The sequence below is a fragment of the Mycobacterium sp. E1747 genome, assembly GCF_001667775.1.
GTDB lineage: Bacteria > Actinomycetota > Actinomycetes > Mycobacteriales > Mycobacteriaceae > Mycobacterium.
This window is the reverse complement of record NZ_LZJI01000072.1, coordinates 39,195-56,374: the sequence shown is the minus strand read 5'-3', so window position 1 is coordinate 56,374 and position 17,180 is coordinate 39,195. Positions and strand designations below refer to the sequence as shown.

Sequence of the window (17,180 nt, the reverse complement as noted above, 5' to 3'; positions counted from 1 at the left end):
TCCCTCCGGCGCGAGCCGTGAGGAGCAGATCCGGGTGGCCGAGAATGTGCTGCACTCGCAGGGCATCGGCGCCTGGCCGGTCTGCGGACGCCGCGGCTGACCATCGCACCAATAAGTAGTGCCGGGCCCAAGGCCCGGCACTACTTATCTGCGGGTCCGGTAGCGTCGGGCGCGTGACCGCAGCGCAGCGCGAGTTCGACATCGTGTTGTACGGGGCGAGCGGCTTCGTCGGGAAGTTGACCGCCGAGTACCTGGCACGGACGGGGCCGGGCGCGCGGGTGGCGCTGGCCGGCAGGTCACCCGAGCGGCTGCGGGCCGTCCGCGACACACTCGGCGAGTCCGCGCAGTCCTGGCCGCTGATCGCCGCCGACGCCTCGTCGCCGACGACGCTGAACGAGATGGCGGCCCGCACCCAGGTCGTCATCACCACGGTCGGCCCCTACACCCGCTACGGGCTCCCGCTGGTGGCCGCCTGCGCCGCGGCGGGCACCGACTACGCCGACCTGACCGGTGAGCCTCCCTTCATCCGCAACAGCATCGACCAGTACCACAAGCAGGCCGCCGACACCGGCGCGCGCATCGTGCACGCGTGCGGCTTCGATTCCGTTCCCTCGGATCTGACGGTGTACGCGCTTTACCTCGCGGCGCGCGCCGACGGCGCGGGTGAGCTTGCCCAGACCGATTTCGTCGTCCGCTCCCTCTCCGGCGGACTGTCCGGCGGCACCATCGCCTCGCTGCTCGAAGTTCTCGAGGCCGCCTCCGCGGATCCCGACATCCGGCGGCAGCTGGCCGATCCCTACACGCTGAGCAGCGATCGCGCCGCCGAACCGGAGTTGGGCCGCCAGCCCGATCTGCCCTGGCGTCGTGGTCGCGACATCGCTCCCGAACTGGCCGGCGTGTGGACCGGCGGATTCATGATGGCGCCGGCCAACACGCGAATCGTCCGGCGCAGCAATGCCTTACTGGACTGGGCCTACGGCCGCCGGTTCCGCTACGCCGAAAGCATGAGCCTGGGCTCGTCGCCGCTGGCCCCGGCGGGATCCGCCGTCTTGAGCGGCGTGGGCAACGCGAGCATGGAGCTGGGCAGCCGCTACTTCAAGCTGTTGCCACGCCGGCTGGTGCAGCGCGTCGTCCCGAAGCCCGGGACCGGGCCCAGCGCGGCGGTCCGCGAGCGTGGTCACTACCGCATCGAGACCTATACCACCACGACCGCCGGCGCCCGATATGTGGCGCGCATGCAGCAGCGCGGAGATCCCGGTTACCAGGCGACCTCGGTGCTGTTGGGGGAGTGCGGTCTTGCGCTGGCATTCGACCGTGACAAGCTCAGCGACCTGCGCGGCGTGCTCACCCCCGCGGCCGCCATGGGCGACGCGCTGCTGGCCAGGTTCCCCGCCGCGGGCGTGACGCTGCACGTGGACCGACTGGCATAGTGAGCTGACTCACCTGCGATTTGGGCAGTTACATCAGGGTGAACGGCCCTCCCTAGAATTGACGGGTGACCGTCAGCCGCAGCCCAGCCACCGACCTGCCGAAGTCGTGGGATCCCGCTGCGGCCGAAGGCGCGATCTACCAGAAGTGGCTCGACGCGGGCTACTTCGAGGCTGACCCGACAAGCGCCAAACCCGGGTACTCCATCGTGCTGCCGCCGCCGAATGTCACCGGCAGCCTGCACATGGGCCACGCGCTGGAACACACGATGATGGACGCCCTGACGCGCCGCAAGCGCATGCAGGGATATGAGGTGCTGTGGCAGCCCGGCATGGACCACGCGGGTATCGCGACCCAGAGCGTGGTCGAAAAGCAGCTCGCGGTCGACGGCAAGACCAAAGAGGACTTGGGCCGGGAGCTGTTCGTCGACAAGGTGTGGGACTGGAAGCGCGAGTCCGGCGGCGCCATCGGCGGCCAGATGCGGCGGCTCGGCGACGGGGTGGCGTGGAGCCGCGACCGGTTCACCATGGACGAGGGCCTGTCGCGGGCGGTGCGCACCATCTTCAAGCGGCTCTACGACGCCGGGCTGATCTATCAGGCCGAGCGGCTGGTGAACTGGTCGCCGGTGCTCGAGACGGCGATCTCCGACCTCGAGGTCAACTACCTTGACATCGAAGGCGAACTGGTGTCGTTCCGCTACGGCTCGCTCGACGACTCGCAGCCCCACATCGTGGTCGCCACCACGCGGGTCGAGACGATGCTCGGCGACACCGCCATCGCGGTCCACCCCGACGACGCGCGCTACCGCCACCTGGTCGGCACCACGTTGCCGCACCCCTTCGTGGACCGGCAGTTGCTGATCGTCGCCGACGAACACGTCGACCCCGAATTCGGCACGGGCGCAGTGAAAGTCACGCCCGCGCACGACCCGAACGACTTCGAGATCGGGCTGCGGCACCAGCTGCCGATGATCTCGATCATGGACACCAAGGGTCGGATATCCGACACCGGAACACAATTCGACGGCATGGACCGCTTCGAGGCCCGGGTCGCGGTGCGCGAGGCGCTGGCCGCCCAGGGCCGTGTCATCGCGGAGAAGCGCCCCTACCTGCACAGCGTCGGACACTCCGAGCGTAGCGGCGAGCCGATCGAGCCGCGGCTGTCGTTGCAATGGTGGGTGCGGGTGGAATCGCTGGCGAAGGCCGCCGGCGACGCGGTTCGCAACGGCGACACCGTGATTCACCCGGCCAGCCTGGAGCCGCGCTGGTTCGCCTGGGTCGACGACATGCACGACTGGTGCATCTCGCGGCAGCTATGGTGGGGCCACCGCATCCCGATCTGGTACGGGCCCAACGGCGAACAGATGTGCGTCGGCCCCGACGAGACGCCGCCGCAGGGCTGGGTGCAGGACCCCGACGTGCTGGACACCTGGTTCTCCTCGGCGCTGTGGCCGTTTTCCACGCTGGGCTGGCCGGAGAAGACCCCGGAGCTGGAAAAGTTCTACCCGACAAGCGTTTTGGTCACCGGATACGACATCTTGTTCTTCTGGGTGGCGCGGATGATGATGTTCGGCACGTTCGTGGGCGGCGACGACGCCATCACCCTCGACGGCCGCCGCGGCCCGCAGGTGCCGTTCACCGACGTGTTCCTGCATGGGCTGATCCGCGACGAATTCGGTCGCAAGATGAGTAAGTCCAAGGGCAATGTGATCGACCCGTTGGACTGGGTGGACATGTTCGGGGCGGACGCGCTGAGGTTCACGCTGGCGCGCGGCGCCAGCCCCGGCGGTGACCTCGCCGTCGGTGAGGACGCGGTGCGCGCGTCGCGCAATTTCTGCACCAAGCTGTTCAACGCCACCCGTTACGCGCTGCTGAACGGCGCCCAGCTCGCGCCGCTGCCGGCGCACGACGAGCTGACCGATGCGGACCGCTGGATCCTGGGTCGGTTGGAAGAGGTTCGCGCCGAGGTTGATTCGGCGCTCGACGGTTACGAGTTCAGCCGCGCCTGCGAGGCGCTCTACCACTTCGCGTGGGACGAATTCTGCGACTGGTACGTCGAATTGGCCAAGACGCAGCTGGCCGAGGGTAGGGCGCACACCACCGCCGTGCTCGCCGCGGTCCTGGACACGCTGCTGCGCCTGCTGCACCCCGTCATCCCCTTCCTCACCGAGGCGTTGTGGCAGGCGCTGACCAACCAGGAGTCGCTGGTGATCGCCGACTGGCCCCGGCCATCGGGGATCGTCCTGGATCCCGTTGCCGCGCAACGGATCAGTGACATGCAGCGGTTGGTCACCGAGGTCCGCCGGTTCCGCAGTGACCAAGGCCTGGCCGACCGGCAGAAAGTCCCTGCCCGACTGGGCGGGGTGGACGACGCGGATCTGAGCGCCCAGGTGGCCGCGGTGACGTCGTTGGCGTGGCTCACCGCCCCTGGCGACGATTTCGAGCCGTCGGTGTCGTTGGAGGTGCGGCTCGGCCCCGCCATGGACAGCACGGTCGTCGTCGAACTGGACACCTCGGGCACCATCGACGTCGCAGCGGAACGCCGCCGCCTGGAGAAGGACCTCGCCGCGGCGCAGAAGGAGTTGGCTTCCACCACAGCCAAATTGGCTAACGAGGACTTTCTGGCCAAGGCCCCGCCGAACGTCGTCGGCAAGATCCGCGACCGCCAGCGGGTGGCCCAGGACGAAGCCGACCGGATCACCGCGCGGTTGGCCGGGTTGCAGTGAGCGAGCCCTCCGACTGGTCTGAGCCCGGCGACGCCACCAGCCTCGCGCCGACCCCTGACGAGATCGCCGCCCTGCTGCAGGTCGAGCACCTGCTGGACCAACGCTGGCCGGAGACGAAGATCGAGCCGAGCCTGACCCGGATCAGCGCGCTGATGGACCTGCTGGGGTCGCCGCAGCTGGCCTATCCCTCGATCCATATCGCGGGCACCAACGGCAAGACCTCGGTCGCGCGCATGGTCGACGCGCTGGTGACGGCGCTGCACGGGCGCACCGGGCGAACCACCAGCCCGCACCTGCAATCGGCGGTCGAGCGCATCGCGATCGATGGACGCCCCATCACCCCGGCGCAGTACGTCGCGACGTACCGGGAAATCGAGCCCTTCGTGCAGATGATCGACGCGCAGTCCCAAGCCGCCGGTGGACCGGCGATGAGCAAGTTCGAGGTGTTGACCGCGATGGCGTTCGCCGCGTTCGCCGACGCGCCCGTCGACGTCGCGGTCATCGAGGTCGGTATGGGCGGGCGGTGGGACGCCACCAATGTCGTCAACGCGCCGGTGGCGGTCGTCACCCCGGTGGGCATCGACCACGTCGAGTACCTCGGGAACGACCTTGCCGGCATCGCCGGCGAGAAGGCCGGGATCATCACCAAGGCGCCCGACGGCGCACCGGACACCGTGGCCGTCATCGCGCGCCAGGCGCCCGAGGCGATGGAGGTGCTCCTGGCCCAGGCCGTGCGCGCCGACGCCGCGGTGGCCCGTGAGGATTCGGAGTTCGCGGTTCTGGGCCGTCAAGTCGCGATCGGCGGGCAGGTGCTTTCATTGCAGGGCCTGGGTGGGGTGTACTCCGACATCTACCTGCCGCTGCACGGCGAGCACCAGGCGCACAACGCGGCGGTGGCGCTCGCGGCGGTGGAGGCCTTCTTCGGCGCCGGTGCTCAGCGGCAGCTCGACGTCGAGGCGGTGCGCGCCGGGTTCGCCGCCGTCACCAGCCCCGGCCGGCTGGAGCGGATGCGCAGCGCGCCCACCGTGTTCATCGACGCCGCGCACAACCCGGCCGGTGCTGCCGCGCTGGCGCAGACGCTCAGCGACGAATTCGACTTCCGCTACTTGGTCGGTGTGCTCAGCGTGCTGGCCGAGAAGGACGTCGGCGGCATCCTGGCCGCGCTCGAGCCGGTGCTGGACGCGGTCGTCGTGACCCACAACGGTTCGCCGCGGGCGCTGGACGTCGAGTCGCTGGCGCTGGCGGCCGGGGAGCGCTTCGGACCCGATCGGGTGATTTCGGCCGACAACCTGCGTGACGCCATCGACGCGGCGACCGCACTGGTCGACGACGCGACGCTGGACGCGGACGCGGAGGCCTTCTCCGGCACCGGGATCGTCATCACCGGATCGGTCGTCACCGCGGGGGTGGCACGAACCCTGTTTGGCCGAGATCCGCAATGACCGACCCCAGCCGGCCCGACCCCTGGAAGAGCTTCGGCGCCGTGATGGCCGCCACGCTTTTCCTGGAAGCCATCGTGGTGTTGCTGGCGATTCCCGTGGTGAGCGCGGTCGGCGGCGGGCTGACCGCCGGGTCCCTGGGCTACCTGGTCAGCGTGGCCGGGCTGCTCATCGTGCTGGGCGGGTTACAGCGCAAACCCTGGGCGATCTGGGTGAACCTGGCCGCTCAGCTGCTCCTACTCGCCGGCTTCGCGGTGTACCCAGGCGTGGGATTCATCGGGGTGCTGTTCACCGGCTTGTGGGCCGTGATCGCGTACTTCCGGGCCGAGGTGCTGCGCCGCCAGCGGTAGGGCCGGCCGCGGTCGCCGCCCGAGGAGATCGCCGACCAGTTCTGTACGCTGTGCGCCGTGACCGAACGGACCCTCGTACTGATCAAGCCGGACGGCGTCGAGCGGCAGCTGATAGGGGAAATCCTCAGCCGCATCGAGCGCAAGGGCTTGACCATTGCCGCGCTGGAGCTTCGGCGCGTCGGCGACGACCTGGCCGCCGCGCATTACGCCGAGCACGAGGGCAAGCCCTTCTTCGGATCCCTGTTGGAGTTCATCACCTCGGGGCCGGTCGTTGCCGCGATCGTCCAGGGACCGCGGGCGGTCGCGGCGTTTCGGCAGCTCGCGGGCGGTACCGACCCGGTGGACAAGGCCACCCCGGGGACGATTCGGGGCGATTTCGGGCTGGAGACGCAGTTCAACCTCGTGCACGGATCGGATTCCACCGAGTCCGCGAAGCGCGAAATCGCGCTCTGGTTTCCCGACGCATAGCGCCCCGGCTAACCACGCCGGACGGCCTCGAACGGGGCGGGTTTGCTCAGGGGCGGTTGGACTCGCCCAGTGATGTGGGATACTGACGGAGGGTGAACGTCGCCGGACCGGTGTCGGACACCCGAATGAAGACTTAGACAAGCGCGACCATCGCCATCCCGCGTTGGTGCGCGGCATGTCAGGCCGTCATTCAGCACGGCGCCGAGTGCGTTCCCCGCGAACCGCTCGGGGCGAGACCATCACAAGCCCGGGAGAAGTCCACCCGGGCCCATAGCGAAGCCCTCGCGTGGCCGCGTCGCAAGGACGCGCCCGGGGGCTTGAGGAGAATACGTGGTAGACGGTGCACCATCCACAGAGTCATCCGAAGAGCCGACACGGCACGACGAATTGCCGGACCGTCTGAGAGTTCACTCGCTGGCACGAACGCTGGGAACCACCAGTAAGCGAGTGCTGGACGCGCTGAGCGCCCTCGACGGGCGAATTCGCAGCGCGCACTCCACCGTGGACCGCGCGGACGCGGTCCGCGTCCGCGACCTGCTGGGAGCCCAGCCCGATGCCGGCGTCGACGCCGCCGATGCCGCCGCGACCAGCGATGCCGCCGCGACCAGCGAAGACCTCGACGAACCCGAATCCCGGCTGATGCTGGCGGCGCCGGAGAACGCCGACGAGCGGCCGCATTACATGCCGCTGTTCGTCGCCCCGCAGCCGATGCAGGCCGACGAAGGGGACGAGAACGCCGACGACGACTCCGACTCCGACGATTCCGACACCGACGACGAAGACGACGAACAGGCCGATCGCCCGGCCAACCGGCGGCGACGTCGCGGCCGTCGAGGCCGCGGACGCGGGCGCGGCGAGCAGGGCGGACCCGATGGCCAAAACGACGCCGGCGACGACGACGAGCCGCAGCAGCGGGGCCAGAAGGCGGGCCGGGGCGACTCCTCCGACGCCGAGGACGATGAGGGCGACGACTCGGACGACTCCGACGACTCGGACACCGGCGATGACGGCTCGGCGGAGGGCGCCAGCCGCCGCCGCCGCAGGCGCCGGCGGCGCAAATCGGGCTCGAATGACGATGGTGACGAAAACTCGTCGCCGGATGATCCGCCGAACACCGTGGTGCACGAGCGGGCACCGCGCAACGGCAAGAACGACGGCGGCGGCGGCTCGTCGAACGCCGAGATCAAAGGCATCGACGGCTCCACCCGGCTGGAAGCCAAGCGGCAGCGCCGCCGGGACGGGCGCGACGCCGGCCGGCGCCGCCCACCGGTCCTCACCGAGGCGGAGTTCCTGGCGCGCCGCGAGGCCGTCGAGCGGATCATGGTGGTGCGCGACCGGGTCCGCACCGAGCCGCCGCATCAAGGGGCGCGGTATACCCAGATCGCGGTCCTCGAAGACGGCATCGTCGTCGAGCACTTCGTGACGTCTGCCTCGTCCGCCTCGCTGGTGGGCAACATCTATCTCGGGATCGTGCAGAACGTCCTGCCCTCCATGGAGGCCGCGTTCGTCGACATCGGGCGCGGCCGCAACGGCGTGCTCTACGCCGGCGAGGTCAACTGGGAAGCCGCGGGACTCGGCGGGTCGGATCGCAAGATCGAGCAGGCCCTCAAACCGGGCGACTACGTCGTGGTCCAGGTCAGCAAGGACCCCGTCGGCCACAAGGGCGCCCGGCTGACCACCCAGGTGTCGCTGGCCGGCCGGTACCTGGTCTACGTGCCGGGCGCGTCCTCGACCGGCATCAGCCGCAAGCTGCCCGATACCGAACGCCAACGGCTCAAGGAGATTCTGCGCGAGGTCGTGCCGTCCGATGCGGGGGTGATCATCCGCACCGCGTCCGAAGGCGTCAAAGAGGACGACATCCGCAACGACGTCACCCGCCTGCAGGAGCGCTGGAAGGAGATCGAGGCCAAGGCCGCCCAGATCACCGAGAAGGCCGCCGGCGCCGCCGTCGCGCTCTACGAGGAGCCGGACGTGCTGGTCAAGGTCATCCGCGACCTGTTCAACGAGGATTTCGCCGGCCTGATCGTGTCCGGTGACGAAGCCTGGACGACCATCACCGACTACGTGAATGCCGTTGCGCCCGATCTGGTTTCGAAGCTGAATAAGTACGAGCCGCCCAGCGGTCCCGAGGGGCAGGCCGGCCCGGACGTGTTCGCCGTGCATCGCATCGACGAGCAACTCGCCAAGGCGATGGAGCGCAAGGTGTGGCTGCCGTCGGGCGGCACGCTGGTGATCGACCGGACCGAGGCCATGACGGTGGTCGACGTCAACACCGGTAAGTTCACCGGCTCCGGTGGCAACCTCGAGCAGACCGTGACCAAGAACAACTTGGAGGCTGCCGAGGAGATCGTGCGCCAACTGCGGCTGCGCGACATCGGCGGCATCGTGGTCATCGACTTCATCGACATGGTCCTCGAGTCCAACCGCGACCTGGTGTTGCGGCGGCTGACCGAGGCGCTGGCCCGCGACCGTACCCGCCATCAGGTTTCCGAGGTGACGTCGCTGGGCTTGGTCCAGCTGACCCGCAAGCGGCTGGGAACCGGTTTGATCGAGGCATTCTCCACGTCGTGCCCCCACTGCGGCGGCCGCGGCATCCTGCTGCACACCGACCCGGTGGACTCGGCCCCCTCGAACGGACGCAAGTCCGAGTCCGGTGGCCGCCGGGGCAGGCGCTCCAAGAAGAACCGGGCCGAAGAGCCGGTGGTGGCCAAGGTGCCCGCGCATGCGCCCGGTGAGCACCCGATGTTCAAGGCGATGGCCGCCGGCGGCTCCGCCCAGAACGGCCTCGACGACGAGGAATCCGACGAATCCACCGAGGAAGCGGCCAACGAGCCCGACGAGCAGCAGCAACGGGACGTGGCCGACGTCGAGGACACCGACCAGGAGGACTTCGAGGAGTCCGACGACGACACCGACGAAGACGCCGACGACGATTCTGACGACGACCTCGACGAGGACGACGAGGACCTCGACGACGAGGAAGACCTCGGCGACGACGACGACGACCTGGAAATGGACGACGACGACCTCGACGTTGAGGACGACTCCGATGACTCCGACGACGAGGGCTCCGTCAGCGCCGGACCGGGGTTCGGACCGCCCCGGCGGCGCCGCGCGGCTGGTCGGCCGGCGGGGCCGCCGATCCATGCGGACTGACCGGGCCGGTTTGACCCTTTCGCCGCTGGTCAAGTAGCCTAGGACAGTTGTCGCCAGCCCGTTTGGACTTTGGCCGGCGACAGCGGGCTCCCGGGCAGTCGGCGCGGACCCGCAACCCAGACCCACCACGCGCACGCCGGTGGCTCGCGCGCGACGAGCCGAAGAACCGGTTGAGCAGAGGAAAGAAGGCAGGAGTAACGATGGCGACCTACGCAATCGTCAAGACGGGCGGCAAGCAGTACAAGGTCGCCGTCGGGGACGTGGTCAAGGTCGAGAAACTCGACTCCGACCCGGGCGCGAACGTCTCGTTGCCGGTCACCCTGGTCGTGGACGGCGCGAAGGTGACCACCGACGCCGCGGCCCTGGCCAAGGTGGCGGTGACCGGCGAGGTGCTCGAGCACACCAAGGGACCCAAGATCCGCATCCACAAGTTCAGGAACAAGACCGGCTACCACAAGCGTCAGGGACACCGTCAGCAGCTGACGGTCCTGAAGGTCACCGGGATCGCGTGATGAGCCGTCAGGCGAAGAACAGACAAGACTGAGCGGAGACCACATAAATGGCACACAAGAAGGGCGCTTCCAGCTCGCGCAACGGCCGCGATTCCGCTGCTCAGCGGCTGGGCGTGAAGCGGTTCGGCGGCCAGATCGTCAAGGCCGGCGAGATCATCGTCCGCCAGCGCGGCACCAAGTTCCACCCCGGTCTCAACGTCGGGCGTGGCGGCGACGACACGTTGTTCGCCAAGGCTGCCGGAGCCGTCGAGTTCGGCATCAAGCGCGGCCGCAAAACCGTCAACATCGTCGCGGCCGGACAGACCGACTGAGCTTCGCGAGCGTGCAGTCGTTGCGATAATTCGAGGCGAATCTCGCAGCAGCAGCGCATTCGGGGAGCTCGAAGGGCTGGTATTCGATGCCTCGATTTGTCGATCGGGTCGTCATTCACGCGCGCGCGGGTTCCGGCGGTAATGGCTGCGCGTCGGTCCATCGCGAGAAATTCAAGCCACTGGGCGGTCCCGACGGCGGCAACGGCGGGCGCGGCGGCAGTATCGTGTTCGTCGTCGACCCGCAGGTGCACACGTTGCTGGACTTCCATTTCCATCCGCATGTCACCGCGCCGTCAGGCAAGCAGGGGATGGGAAACAACCGCGACGGAGCGGCCGGAGCGGATTTGGAAGTCAAAGTCCCCGACGGCACCGTCGTATTGGACGAAAATGGCAGGCTCCTAGCGGATTTGGTCGGTGCGGGCACCCGCTTCGAGGCGGCCGCCGGCGGTCGTGGCGGCTTGGGCAACGCGGCGCTCGCGTCACGGGCCCGCAAGGCTCCCGGCTTCGCGCTGCTCGGCGAGGAGGGCGAGACCCGGGACCTGACGCTGGAACTCAAGACCGTCGCCGACGCGGGTCTCATCGGGTTTCCCTCGGCCGGGAAATCATCACTGGTGTCGGCGATTTCGGCGGCCAAGCCCAAGATCGCCGACTACCCGTTCACCACACTGGTGCCCAACCTCGGTGTGGTGTCGGCGGGCGAGCACACCTTCACCGTCGCCGATGTTCCTGGCCTGATTCCCGGCGCATCCCAGGGCCGCGGTCTGGGCCTGGATTTCCTTCGGCACATCGAACGGTGCGCCGTGCTGGTGCACGTCATCGACTGCGCCACCGCCGAGCCTGGGCGCGACCCGATCTCCGACATCGACGCGCTGGAAGCGGAACTCGCCGCCTATCGGCCTACCCTGCAGGGGGATACGACGCTGGGTGATCTCGCCGAGCGGCCGCGTGCGGTGGTGCTCAACAAGATCGACGTGCCCGAGGCGCGCGAGCTCGCCGAGTTCGTCCGCGACGAGATCGCCGAGCGTGGCTGGCCGGTGTTCCTGGTGTCTACGGTCTCCCGGGAAGGGCTGCAGCCGTTGATATTCGGGCTCTGGCGGATCATCTCGGAATACCACGCCGCCCAGCCGGAGATCGTGCCGCGGCGGCCGGTGATCCGTCCGGTTCCCGTCGACGACAGCGGCTTCTCCGTCGAGCCCGACGGCGAGGGCGGCTTCGTGGTCAGCGGTGCCCGCCCCCAGCGCTGGGTCCGGCAAACCAACTTCGACAACGACGAAGCCGTCGGCTATCTCGCCGACCGCCTGGCTCGCCTGGGTGTCGAGGACGAACTGCTGCGCCTGGGCGCGCAACCCGGATGCGCCGTGACCATCGGAGACATGACCTTCGACTGGGAGCCGCAAACGCCCGCGGGACAACACGTGGCGATGTCCGGGAGAGGCACCGATGTGCGGTTGGAGCGCAGCGAGCGCGCCGGCGCCTCGGAGCGTAAAGCGGCCCGGCGTCAGCGCCGCGCCGGCGACGATGCAGTGGGGGTACCTCCCGCTTGCGGGGGACGCAGCGATGCGGAGGAGCGGCGCAGAACCAGAGAACGCGGTGACGAGTCGTGACCGTCGCCGACGATGGGGTGGGGTACGCCCCCAGCGGGAGGGACCTCCACCCGCGTGCGGGGGAGAGCGGCGCGTCGTGACAGCTCAGCGTGAGGCGGTCCGGACCGCGCGCAGCCTGGTGGTCAAGATCGGGACCAACGCGCTGACCAGCGAGTCCGGGGTGTTCGACGCCGGTCGGCTTGCCGAGCTGGCCGACGCCATCGAGTCGCGCATGAAGGCGGGCACCGACGTCGTGATCGTCTCGTCGGGCGCCATCGCCGCCGGCATTGAGCCGCTCGGATTGGCACGCCGTCCTAAGGATTTGGCGACCAAACAGGCCGCGGCCAGCGTCGGGCAGGTCGCATTGGTGAATGCGTGGAGCGCTGCGTTCGCGCGGTATGGCCGCACGGTGGGGCAGGTGCTGCTGACCGCGCACGACATCTCCATGCGGGCCCAGCACACCAACGCCCAGCGCACCCTGGATCGGTTGCGCGCCCTGCACGCGGTGGCGATCGTCAACGAGAACGACACGGTGGCCACCAACGAGATCCGGTTCGGTGACAATGATCGGTTGTCGGCGCTGGTGGCTCACCTGATCGGCGCTGAAGCCCTGGTGCTGCTCTCCGACATCGACGGGCTGTACGACGCCGATCCTCGAAAATTCAAGGGCGCCAGATTCATTGAGGAAGTGTCCGGCGCGGCGGATCTGGCCGGTGTGGTGGCCGGCCCGGGCAGCGACCTCGGAACCGGAGGAATGATGTCCAAGATGTCGTCGGCATTGCTGGCCGCCGACGCCGGGGTGCCGGTCCTGCTGGCGGCGGCATCCGATGCCGCCGCCGCGCTCACCGACGCCTCGGTCGGCACGGTCTTTGCCGCCCGGCCCGCCCGGATGTCGGCCCGCCGGTTCTGGGTCCGGTATGCCGCCGAAGCGGCCGGCGCGCTGACGCTCGACGAGGGCGCGGTGCGCGCGGTGGTGGACCGGCGCCGTTCGCTGTTGGCGGCCGGCATCACAGCCGTGTCGGGCCGGTTCTACGCCGGGGACGTCGTCGAACTGCGCGGCCCGGACACCGCGATGGTGGCCCGGGGCGTGGTGGCCTATGACGCCACCGAACTGGCGACCATGATAGGCCGGTCAACCTCGGAGCTGCCGGGCGAACTCCGTCGGCCCGCCGTGCACGCCGACGACCTCGTGGCGGTGTAGGGCGGCTAGCTGAACGGGTTGCTGTTGTCCTGCCAGGCCGCCGATTCGGGACGCGGCCCAAAACGGCGGGCGTAGTCCTCGTGCATCTTCGCTTGCTTCTTGTTCTTGATCACATCGACCAGATTCGGGTCGAGGCCGTGCTGCGCCAGCCGGTGCCTACGCCAAACCTTATTCAGCGCAAGCGAGATCAACAGTGCCCAGATGTAGAGCGGCGCGGTCATCTCGGTGTGCACATACAGCGACGCGGGCAACAGCCAGAACGGTGCGAGAACGAACAGCGGCGGGATGGCCCACCGAATCATGTGCCGGCGCACGGCTCCCGGGCCGGCCAGATCGTTGGCCACCCACGTGCGCATCGAGCTGGGTAGGCATCGACCGTACGAGTAGGCGATACGTTGCCAGGCGTTCGGTTTGGTGTCGGTCATGGTGGCTCCTACGGGCGGGCGGGTCAGGACTGTAATGCGCCCGCTGCCAGCGCGGCCGCGTTGACGCGGCTGAGCACTTGGTGCAGGTGCCGAAGTTCGCCGATGTCGACGCCCAGGCGCTCGATCACGGCGGGCGGAATCTTGAGTGCGCGTCGACGCAAGGCGGTGCCGCTCTCGGTGAGTTTCACCTCGGTGGAGCGCTCGTCGACGACGCTCCGGGTGCGGGTGATCAGGCCGAGTGCCTCCAAGCGCTTGAGCATCGGCGACAGGGTGGCCGAATCCATTTGCAACGTGGTGGCAATGTCCTTGACCGACAGCGGTTTCCGCCGGGCCCCAGCTGTCTTCTGGTGATCCCAAAGGGTCAGCATCACCAGGTACTGGGGGTGCGTCAGCCCCAACGGCTCCAACAACGGCCGATAGACCGCCAAAACGGCGCGGTTGGTCGCGCTCAGCGCGAAACAGACCTGCTGTTCCAGGGAAAGCGGGTCGATCTCCGGTGCCGTCAACTGCGCCACCATCGAATGGTAAACGAATAGTTAGGGCATTAACTATATCGTGTTCGTCACACCCGCACCGGCGCATCAGTCGGCCGAGGTTGCCTTGAGATATAGCGCGCCCCAAACGATCTCGGCCAGCGTGGCGGCCAGTTCGCCGTCGTACCCGGCGGACGCGGTCGGCAGGTTCTGTTGGCAAGCGCGCTCGACCATCCACGTCAGAGCGCTGGCGGTGGTGGCTGCGGGCAAACCCGGCCGAATCGAGCCATCGGCCTGACCGTCTTCGATCACCCGGGTCAACCGCCCGGTGATAGCGGTCAACAGGTTGCGGTAGGCCGCCGCGACCAGCGGGTCATAGCCGGCCATCTCGTTGAGGGCGACCAACACCGGTTGGTGACGCCGATAGCTGGCGATGATGCCGTCCATCGCGGCGCGGACGTCGCCAGGATCGTGCCGCCCCGCCACGCTCCACCAGCGGTCCGCGCTGTCCGCGAGGTCGGCGAACACCTGATTGGCCAGGCGGCGCAACAGGTGCCCCTTGTCCTCGAAGTAGATATAGAAACTCGCGCGCGAAATGTCGGCCGCGCTCGACAGCCGGTCCACGCTGAGCTCGGTGAAACTGGCGCCGTCGCGCATCAGTCGCTCGGTGGCGTCCAGCAGCCGGCGCTCGATTTGCTCTCTTCGCTGCTGCCGCTCCTGTTCGCGGTTGGCCTGCGGCTTCCGGGTGACCGATGGCATTTCTCCAGCATACGGCGCTCCTGGACGCCTTGACTAGACACTATGTCTAGGAATATCGTCGCTGACAGTCTGTGACCGAGGTCATATCCAACGGAGGATCGCCATGACCGTGATGACCGGGACGTCGGGCAACGCAAGGCCGGGCCGCCCGTATGACCCCATCGACCTGTCCTCGCGCGCGTTCTGGTCGACGACGGCGGCCGAGCGGGAACGGTCGTTCGCGGTGCTGCGGGCCGAACGACCGGTGAGCTGGCACCCGCCGGTCCAGGACGCGCTGATGCCCGATCCCGACGACCGCGGCTACTGGGCGGTCACCCGCCGCGCCGACATCGCCACCGTCAGCCGCAACAATGAGGTGTTCCTGTCCGGCCAGGGGGTGATGTTCGAGAGCATCCCGGTGGAACTGCTCGAAGCTAGCCAGTCGTTCCTGGCGATGGATCCGCCTCGGCACACCAAGCTGCGCAAGCTGGTCAGCGCCGCGTTCACCCCACGCCAGATCCGCCGCGTCGAGGACTCGATCAAGGCGAACGCGAGGGCGATCGTCGACGAGTTGCGCGCCGCGGGCAGCGGCGCGGACTTCGTCGAGCACTGCGCCAAGCAACTGCCGATCCGCACCCTGTCGGACATGGTGGGGATCCCGGAATCTGAGCGAGAGCGGGTGGCGCACGCTGCCGACGCGCTGGTGTCCTGGGCCGACCCCATTTACCTCGACGGCCGCCATCCCCTTGAGGTTCTGCTCGAAAACCAGGGGTACCTGCACCAAATCGCCGGCGCACTCGCCGCCGAGCGCCGCGATCATCCCGGAGACGACCTGTTCAGCGGCCTGGTGAACGCGGAGGTCGACGGTGACCGGCTGACCGACGCGGAGGTGGCCGCCTTCTTCGTGCTGCTTTCCGTGGCCGCCAACGACACCACCCGTCAGACCACCAGCCACGCGATGAAAGCCCTCACCGACTTCGGAGACCAAAGAGCCTGGTTGCTGGAGGATTTCGACAACCGGATAGGAACGGCAGTCGAGGAATTCGTCCGCTGGGCCAGCCCCGTCATGACCTTCCGCCGCACGGCTGCAACGGATTTCGAGCTGGGCGACCAGACGATCCGGGCGGGGGAGAAGGTGGTGATGTTCTACCCGTCCGGCAATTGGGACACCGAGGTGTTCGACCATCCCGAGCGATTGGACCTGAGCCGCAATCCCAACCCACACGTTGGCTTCGGCGGCGGCGGCCTGCACTTCTGCCTGGGCGCCCATGTGGCCAGGGCGCAGCTGCGGGCCATCTTCTCCGAGCTGTTGCGGCAGCTGCCGGACATCCAGGCGGGCGACCCCGCCTACGTGGCGGGCAATTTCGTGCACGCCATCCGCAGCATGCCGTGCACGTTCTAAAGCATTGCGAGCGGCGATAACTCGTCGACAAGCAACGTCAGCAGCTCGGAGCAGCCGCCGTCGACCTTGACGCTGGCCAGGTCATCGCCGCGGGTAGGGCCGCGGTTGATGATGGCGATCGGGGTACCGAGCGCGGCGGCGTGGCGCGCGAACCGGTAACCGGAGAACACCGTGAGCGAGGAGCCGGCGACCAGCAGCGCGTCGGCTTCGTCCACCAGTGAATATGCTTGATCGACAACGGCTTTGGTCACACTTTCGCCGAAGTAGACGATGTCCGGTTTGAGCATTCCGCCGCAGCTTGGGCAGTCGAGATAGCGGAACGAGGCGGTGTCGGCGACCACGGCGTCGGCGTCGGGGGCGACCGCCAGACCGCCGACCGCTTCGGCGCGTTCGATGAATCCCGGGTTGAGCGCTTCCAGCTGATCGGCCAGCGCGGCGCGGCTCATGGTGTATCCGCAACCCAGGCAGACCACCCGCGCGTAGGTGCCGTGCAGGTTGACGACGTTGGCGCTGCCCGCCTTGGTGTGCAGCAGGTCGACGTTCTGGGTGATCAACCCGGTCACCACCGAAGCCCGCTCGAGCGCGGCCAACGCCCGGTGTCCGGCGTTGGGCAGCGTGTCGTCCATGTGTCGCCAGCCGATGTGGTTGCGCGCCCAGTAACGCTGCCGGAACGCCGGATCCGAGGTGAACTGACGGATCGTCATGGGATTGCTGGGCGGCGAATCGGGCCCGCGGTAGTCGGGAATGCCGGAGTCGGTGGAAAGACCGGCGCCCGTCAGCACCGCGATCCGGCGACCGGCCAGCAACGCGACCAACTCCGGCGATTCGGCGCATCGGGTGGTCATCTCTTCGAGGGTACGGGTCGCCGAGCATCCGACGTCTCCCTTGAGAAGTGGTCACCGCGACGAGCGGCGCTACCGGCGCGCCGCGCCGGCGATCACGCGCCTGTCGGTCGCTACCGGCCCCTGC

General features: G+C 68.5%; 16 protein-coding genes. 12 read left to right on the top strand and 4 right to left on the bottom strand.

Annotation, left to right across the window (positions count from 1 at the left end; all coding sequences use genetic code 11):
- From A5695_RS27345 to proB, 11 genes are all read left to right on the top strand, one after another.
- A partial coding sequence (locus tag A5695_RS27345; protein WP_197515388.1) for a transglycosylase family protein occupies window positions 1–100 on the top strand: 100 nt, incomplete at its 5' end.
- 73 nt (window positions 101–173) lie between these two features.
- Window positions 174–1,430 carry a trans-acting enoyl reductase family protein gene (locus A5695_RS07605; RefSeq protein WP_068079610.1) on the top strand — a complete coding sequence of 419 codons (1,257 nt, stop codon included), beginning with the start codon at window positions 174–176 and terminating at the stop codon, window positions 1,428–1,430.
- 65 nt (window positions 1,431–1,495) lie between these two features.
- The gene (locus A5695_RS07600; RefSeq protein WP_068079608.1) at window positions 1,496–4,153 is read left to right on the top strand and encodes a valine--tRNA ligase; all 2,658 of its coding nucleotides are present in this window, start codon (window positions 1,496–1,498) and stop codon (window positions 4,151–4,153) included.
- Window positions 4,150–5,595, top strand: a complete 1,446-nt coding sequence (locus A5695_RS07595; RefSeq protein ID WP_068079606.1) for a folylpolyglutamate synthase/dihydrofolate synthase family protein — start codon at window positions 4,150–4,152, stop codon at window positions 5,593–5,595. Before A5695_RS07600 ends, A5695_RS07595 begins: the two co-directional genes overlap by 4 nt.
- Window positions 5,592–5,942, top strand: a complete 351-nt coding sequence (locus A5695_RS07590) for a DUF4233 domain-containing protein (protein ID WP_068079602.1) — start codon at window positions 5,592–5,594, stop codon at window positions 5,940–5,942. The genes A5695_RS07595 and A5695_RS07590 overlap by 4 nt, the downstream gene beginning before the upstream one ends.
- Before the next feature lie 57 nt (window positions 5,943–5,999).
- Window positions 6,000–6,410: a nucleoside-diphosphate kinase gene (gene ndk, locus A5695_RS07585; RefSeq protein ID WP_068079600.1), complete on the top strand. Its 411-nt coding sequence runs from the start codon at window positions 6,000–6,002 to the stop codon at window positions 6,408–6,410.
- 330 nt (window positions 6,411–6,740) lie between these two features.
- Window positions 6,741–9,566 (top strand): Rne/Rng family ribonuclease, encoded by a 2,826-nt coding sequence (locus A5695_RS07580; RefSeq protein ID WP_082945897.1) that lies wholly within the window; start codon window positions 6,741–6,743, stop codon window positions 9,564–9,566.
- A gap of 200 nt (window positions 9,567–9,766) precedes the next feature.
- Window positions 9,767–10,078 carry a 50S ribosomal protein L21 gene (gene rplU / locus A5695_RS07575; protein ID WP_067898924.1) on the top strand — a complete coding sequence of 104 codons (312 nt, stop codon included), beginning with the start codon at window positions 9,767–9,769 and terminating at the stop codon, window positions 10,076–10,078.
- A 47-nt stretch (window positions 10,079–10,125) separates the two neighbouring features.
- The gene (gene rpmA / locus A5695_RS07570) at window positions 10,126–10,389 is read left to right on the top strand and encodes a 50S ribosomal protein L27 (protein ID WP_067275368.1); all 264 of its coding nucleotides are present in this window, start codon (window positions 10,126–10,128) and stop codon (window positions 10,387–10,389) included.
- 86 nt (window positions 10,390–10,475) lie between these two features.
- On the top strand, window positions 10,476–11,993 hold the full coding sequence (obgE, locus tag A5695_RS07565; protein ID WP_068079598.1) for a GTPase ObgE: 1,518 nt from the start codon (window positions 10,476–10,478) through the stop codon (window positions 11,991–11,993).
- A gap of 76 nt (window positions 11,994–12,069) precedes the next feature.
- The gene (gene proB / locus A5695_RS07560) at window positions 12,070–13,173 is read left to right on the top strand and encodes a glutamate 5-kinase (protein WP_068079596.1); all 1,104 of its coding nucleotides are present in this window, start codon (window positions 12,070–12,072) and stop codon (window positions 13,171–13,173) included.
- Window positions 13,174–13,178: 5 nt separating this feature from the next.
- Here proB and A5695_RS07555 read toward each other — a convergent pair whose 3' ends face one another.
- The 3 genes from A5695_RS07555 to A5695_RS07545 all read right to left on the bottom strand — a co-directional run bounded on the left by A5695_RS07555 (window position 13,179) and on the right by A5695_RS07545 (window position 14,830).
- Window positions 13,179–13,598, bottom strand: coding sequence for a DUF5313 domain-containing protein (locus A5695_RS07555; RefSeq protein ID WP_068079594.1), 420 nt, complete (start codon window positions 13,596–13,598; stop codon window positions 13,179–13,181).
- A 23-nt stretch (window positions 13,599–13,621) separates the two neighbouring features.
- On the bottom strand, window positions 13,622–14,116 hold the full coding sequence (locus tag A5695_RS07550; protein WP_082945896.1) for a MarR family transcriptional regulator: 495 nt from the start codon (window positions 14,114–14,116) through the stop codon (window positions 13,622–13,624).
- Between the two features lie 63 nt (window positions 14,117–14,179).
- Window positions 14,180–14,830, bottom strand: a complete 651-nt coding sequence (locus A5695_RS07545; protein WP_068079592.1) for a TetR/AcrR family transcriptional regulator — start codon at window positions 14,828–14,830, stop codon at window positions 14,180–14,182.
- Window positions 14,831–14,933: 103 nt separating this feature from the next.
- Here A5695_RS07545 and A5695_RS07540 point away from each other — a divergent pair, with 103 nt between their 5' ends.
- Window positions 14,934–16,211 (top strand): cytochrome P450, encoded by a 1,278-nt coding sequence (locus tag A5695_RS07540; protein WP_068079590.1) that lies wholly within the window; start codon window positions 14,934–14,936, stop codon window positions 16,209–16,211.
- Here A5695_RS07540 and A5695_RS07535 read toward each other — a convergent pair.
- Window positions 16,208–17,056, bottom strand: a complete 849-nt coding sequence (locus tag A5695_RS07535; protein WP_068079588.1) for an NAD-dependent deacetylase — start codon at window positions 17,054–17,056, stop codon at window positions 16,208–16,210. The two genes, A5695_RS07540 and A5695_RS07535, sit on opposite strands and share 4 nt — an antisense overlap.
- Between the last annotated feature and the right edge of the window lie 124 nt (window positions 17,057–17,180).

Bases quoted from the DNA above. Each gene is read 5' to 3' on its own strand.
- rpmA (WP_067275368.1), top strand. From the start codon at position 10,126: ATGGCACACAAGAAGGGCGCTTCCAGCTCGCGCAACGGCCGCGATTCC.
- A5695_RS07555 (WP_068079594.1), bottom strand. From the start codon at position 13,598: ATGACCGACACCAAACCGAACGCCTGGCAACGTATCGCCTACTCGTAC.
- obgE (WP_068079598.1), top strand. From the start codon at position 10,476: ATGCCTCGATTTGTCGATCGGGTCGTCATTCACGCGCGCGCGGGTTCC.
- A5695_RS07540 (WP_068079590.1), top strand. From the start codon at position 14,934: ATGACCGTGATGACCGGGACGTCGGGCAACGCAAGGCCGGGCCGCCCG.
- A5695_RS07550 (WP_082945896.1), bottom strand. From the start codon at position 14,116: ATGGTGGCGCAGTTGACGGCACCGGAGATCGACCCGCTTTCCCTGGAA.
- A5695_RS07545 (WP_068079592.1), bottom strand. From the start codon at position 14,830: ATGCCATCGGTCACCCGGAAGCCGCAGGCCAACCGCGAACAGGAGCGG.
- rplU (WP_067898924.1), top strand. From the start codon at position 9,767: ATGGCGACCTACGCAATCGTCAAGACGGGCGGCAAGCAGTACAAGGTC.
- A5695_RS07535 (WP_068079588.1), bottom strand. From the start codon at position 17,056: ATGACCACCCGATGCGCCGAATCGCCGGAGTTGGTCGCGTTGCTGGCC.
- A5695_RS07590 (WP_068079602.1), top strand. From the start codon at position 5,592: ATGACCGACCCCAGCCGGCCCGACCCCTGGAAGAGCTTCGGCGCCGTG.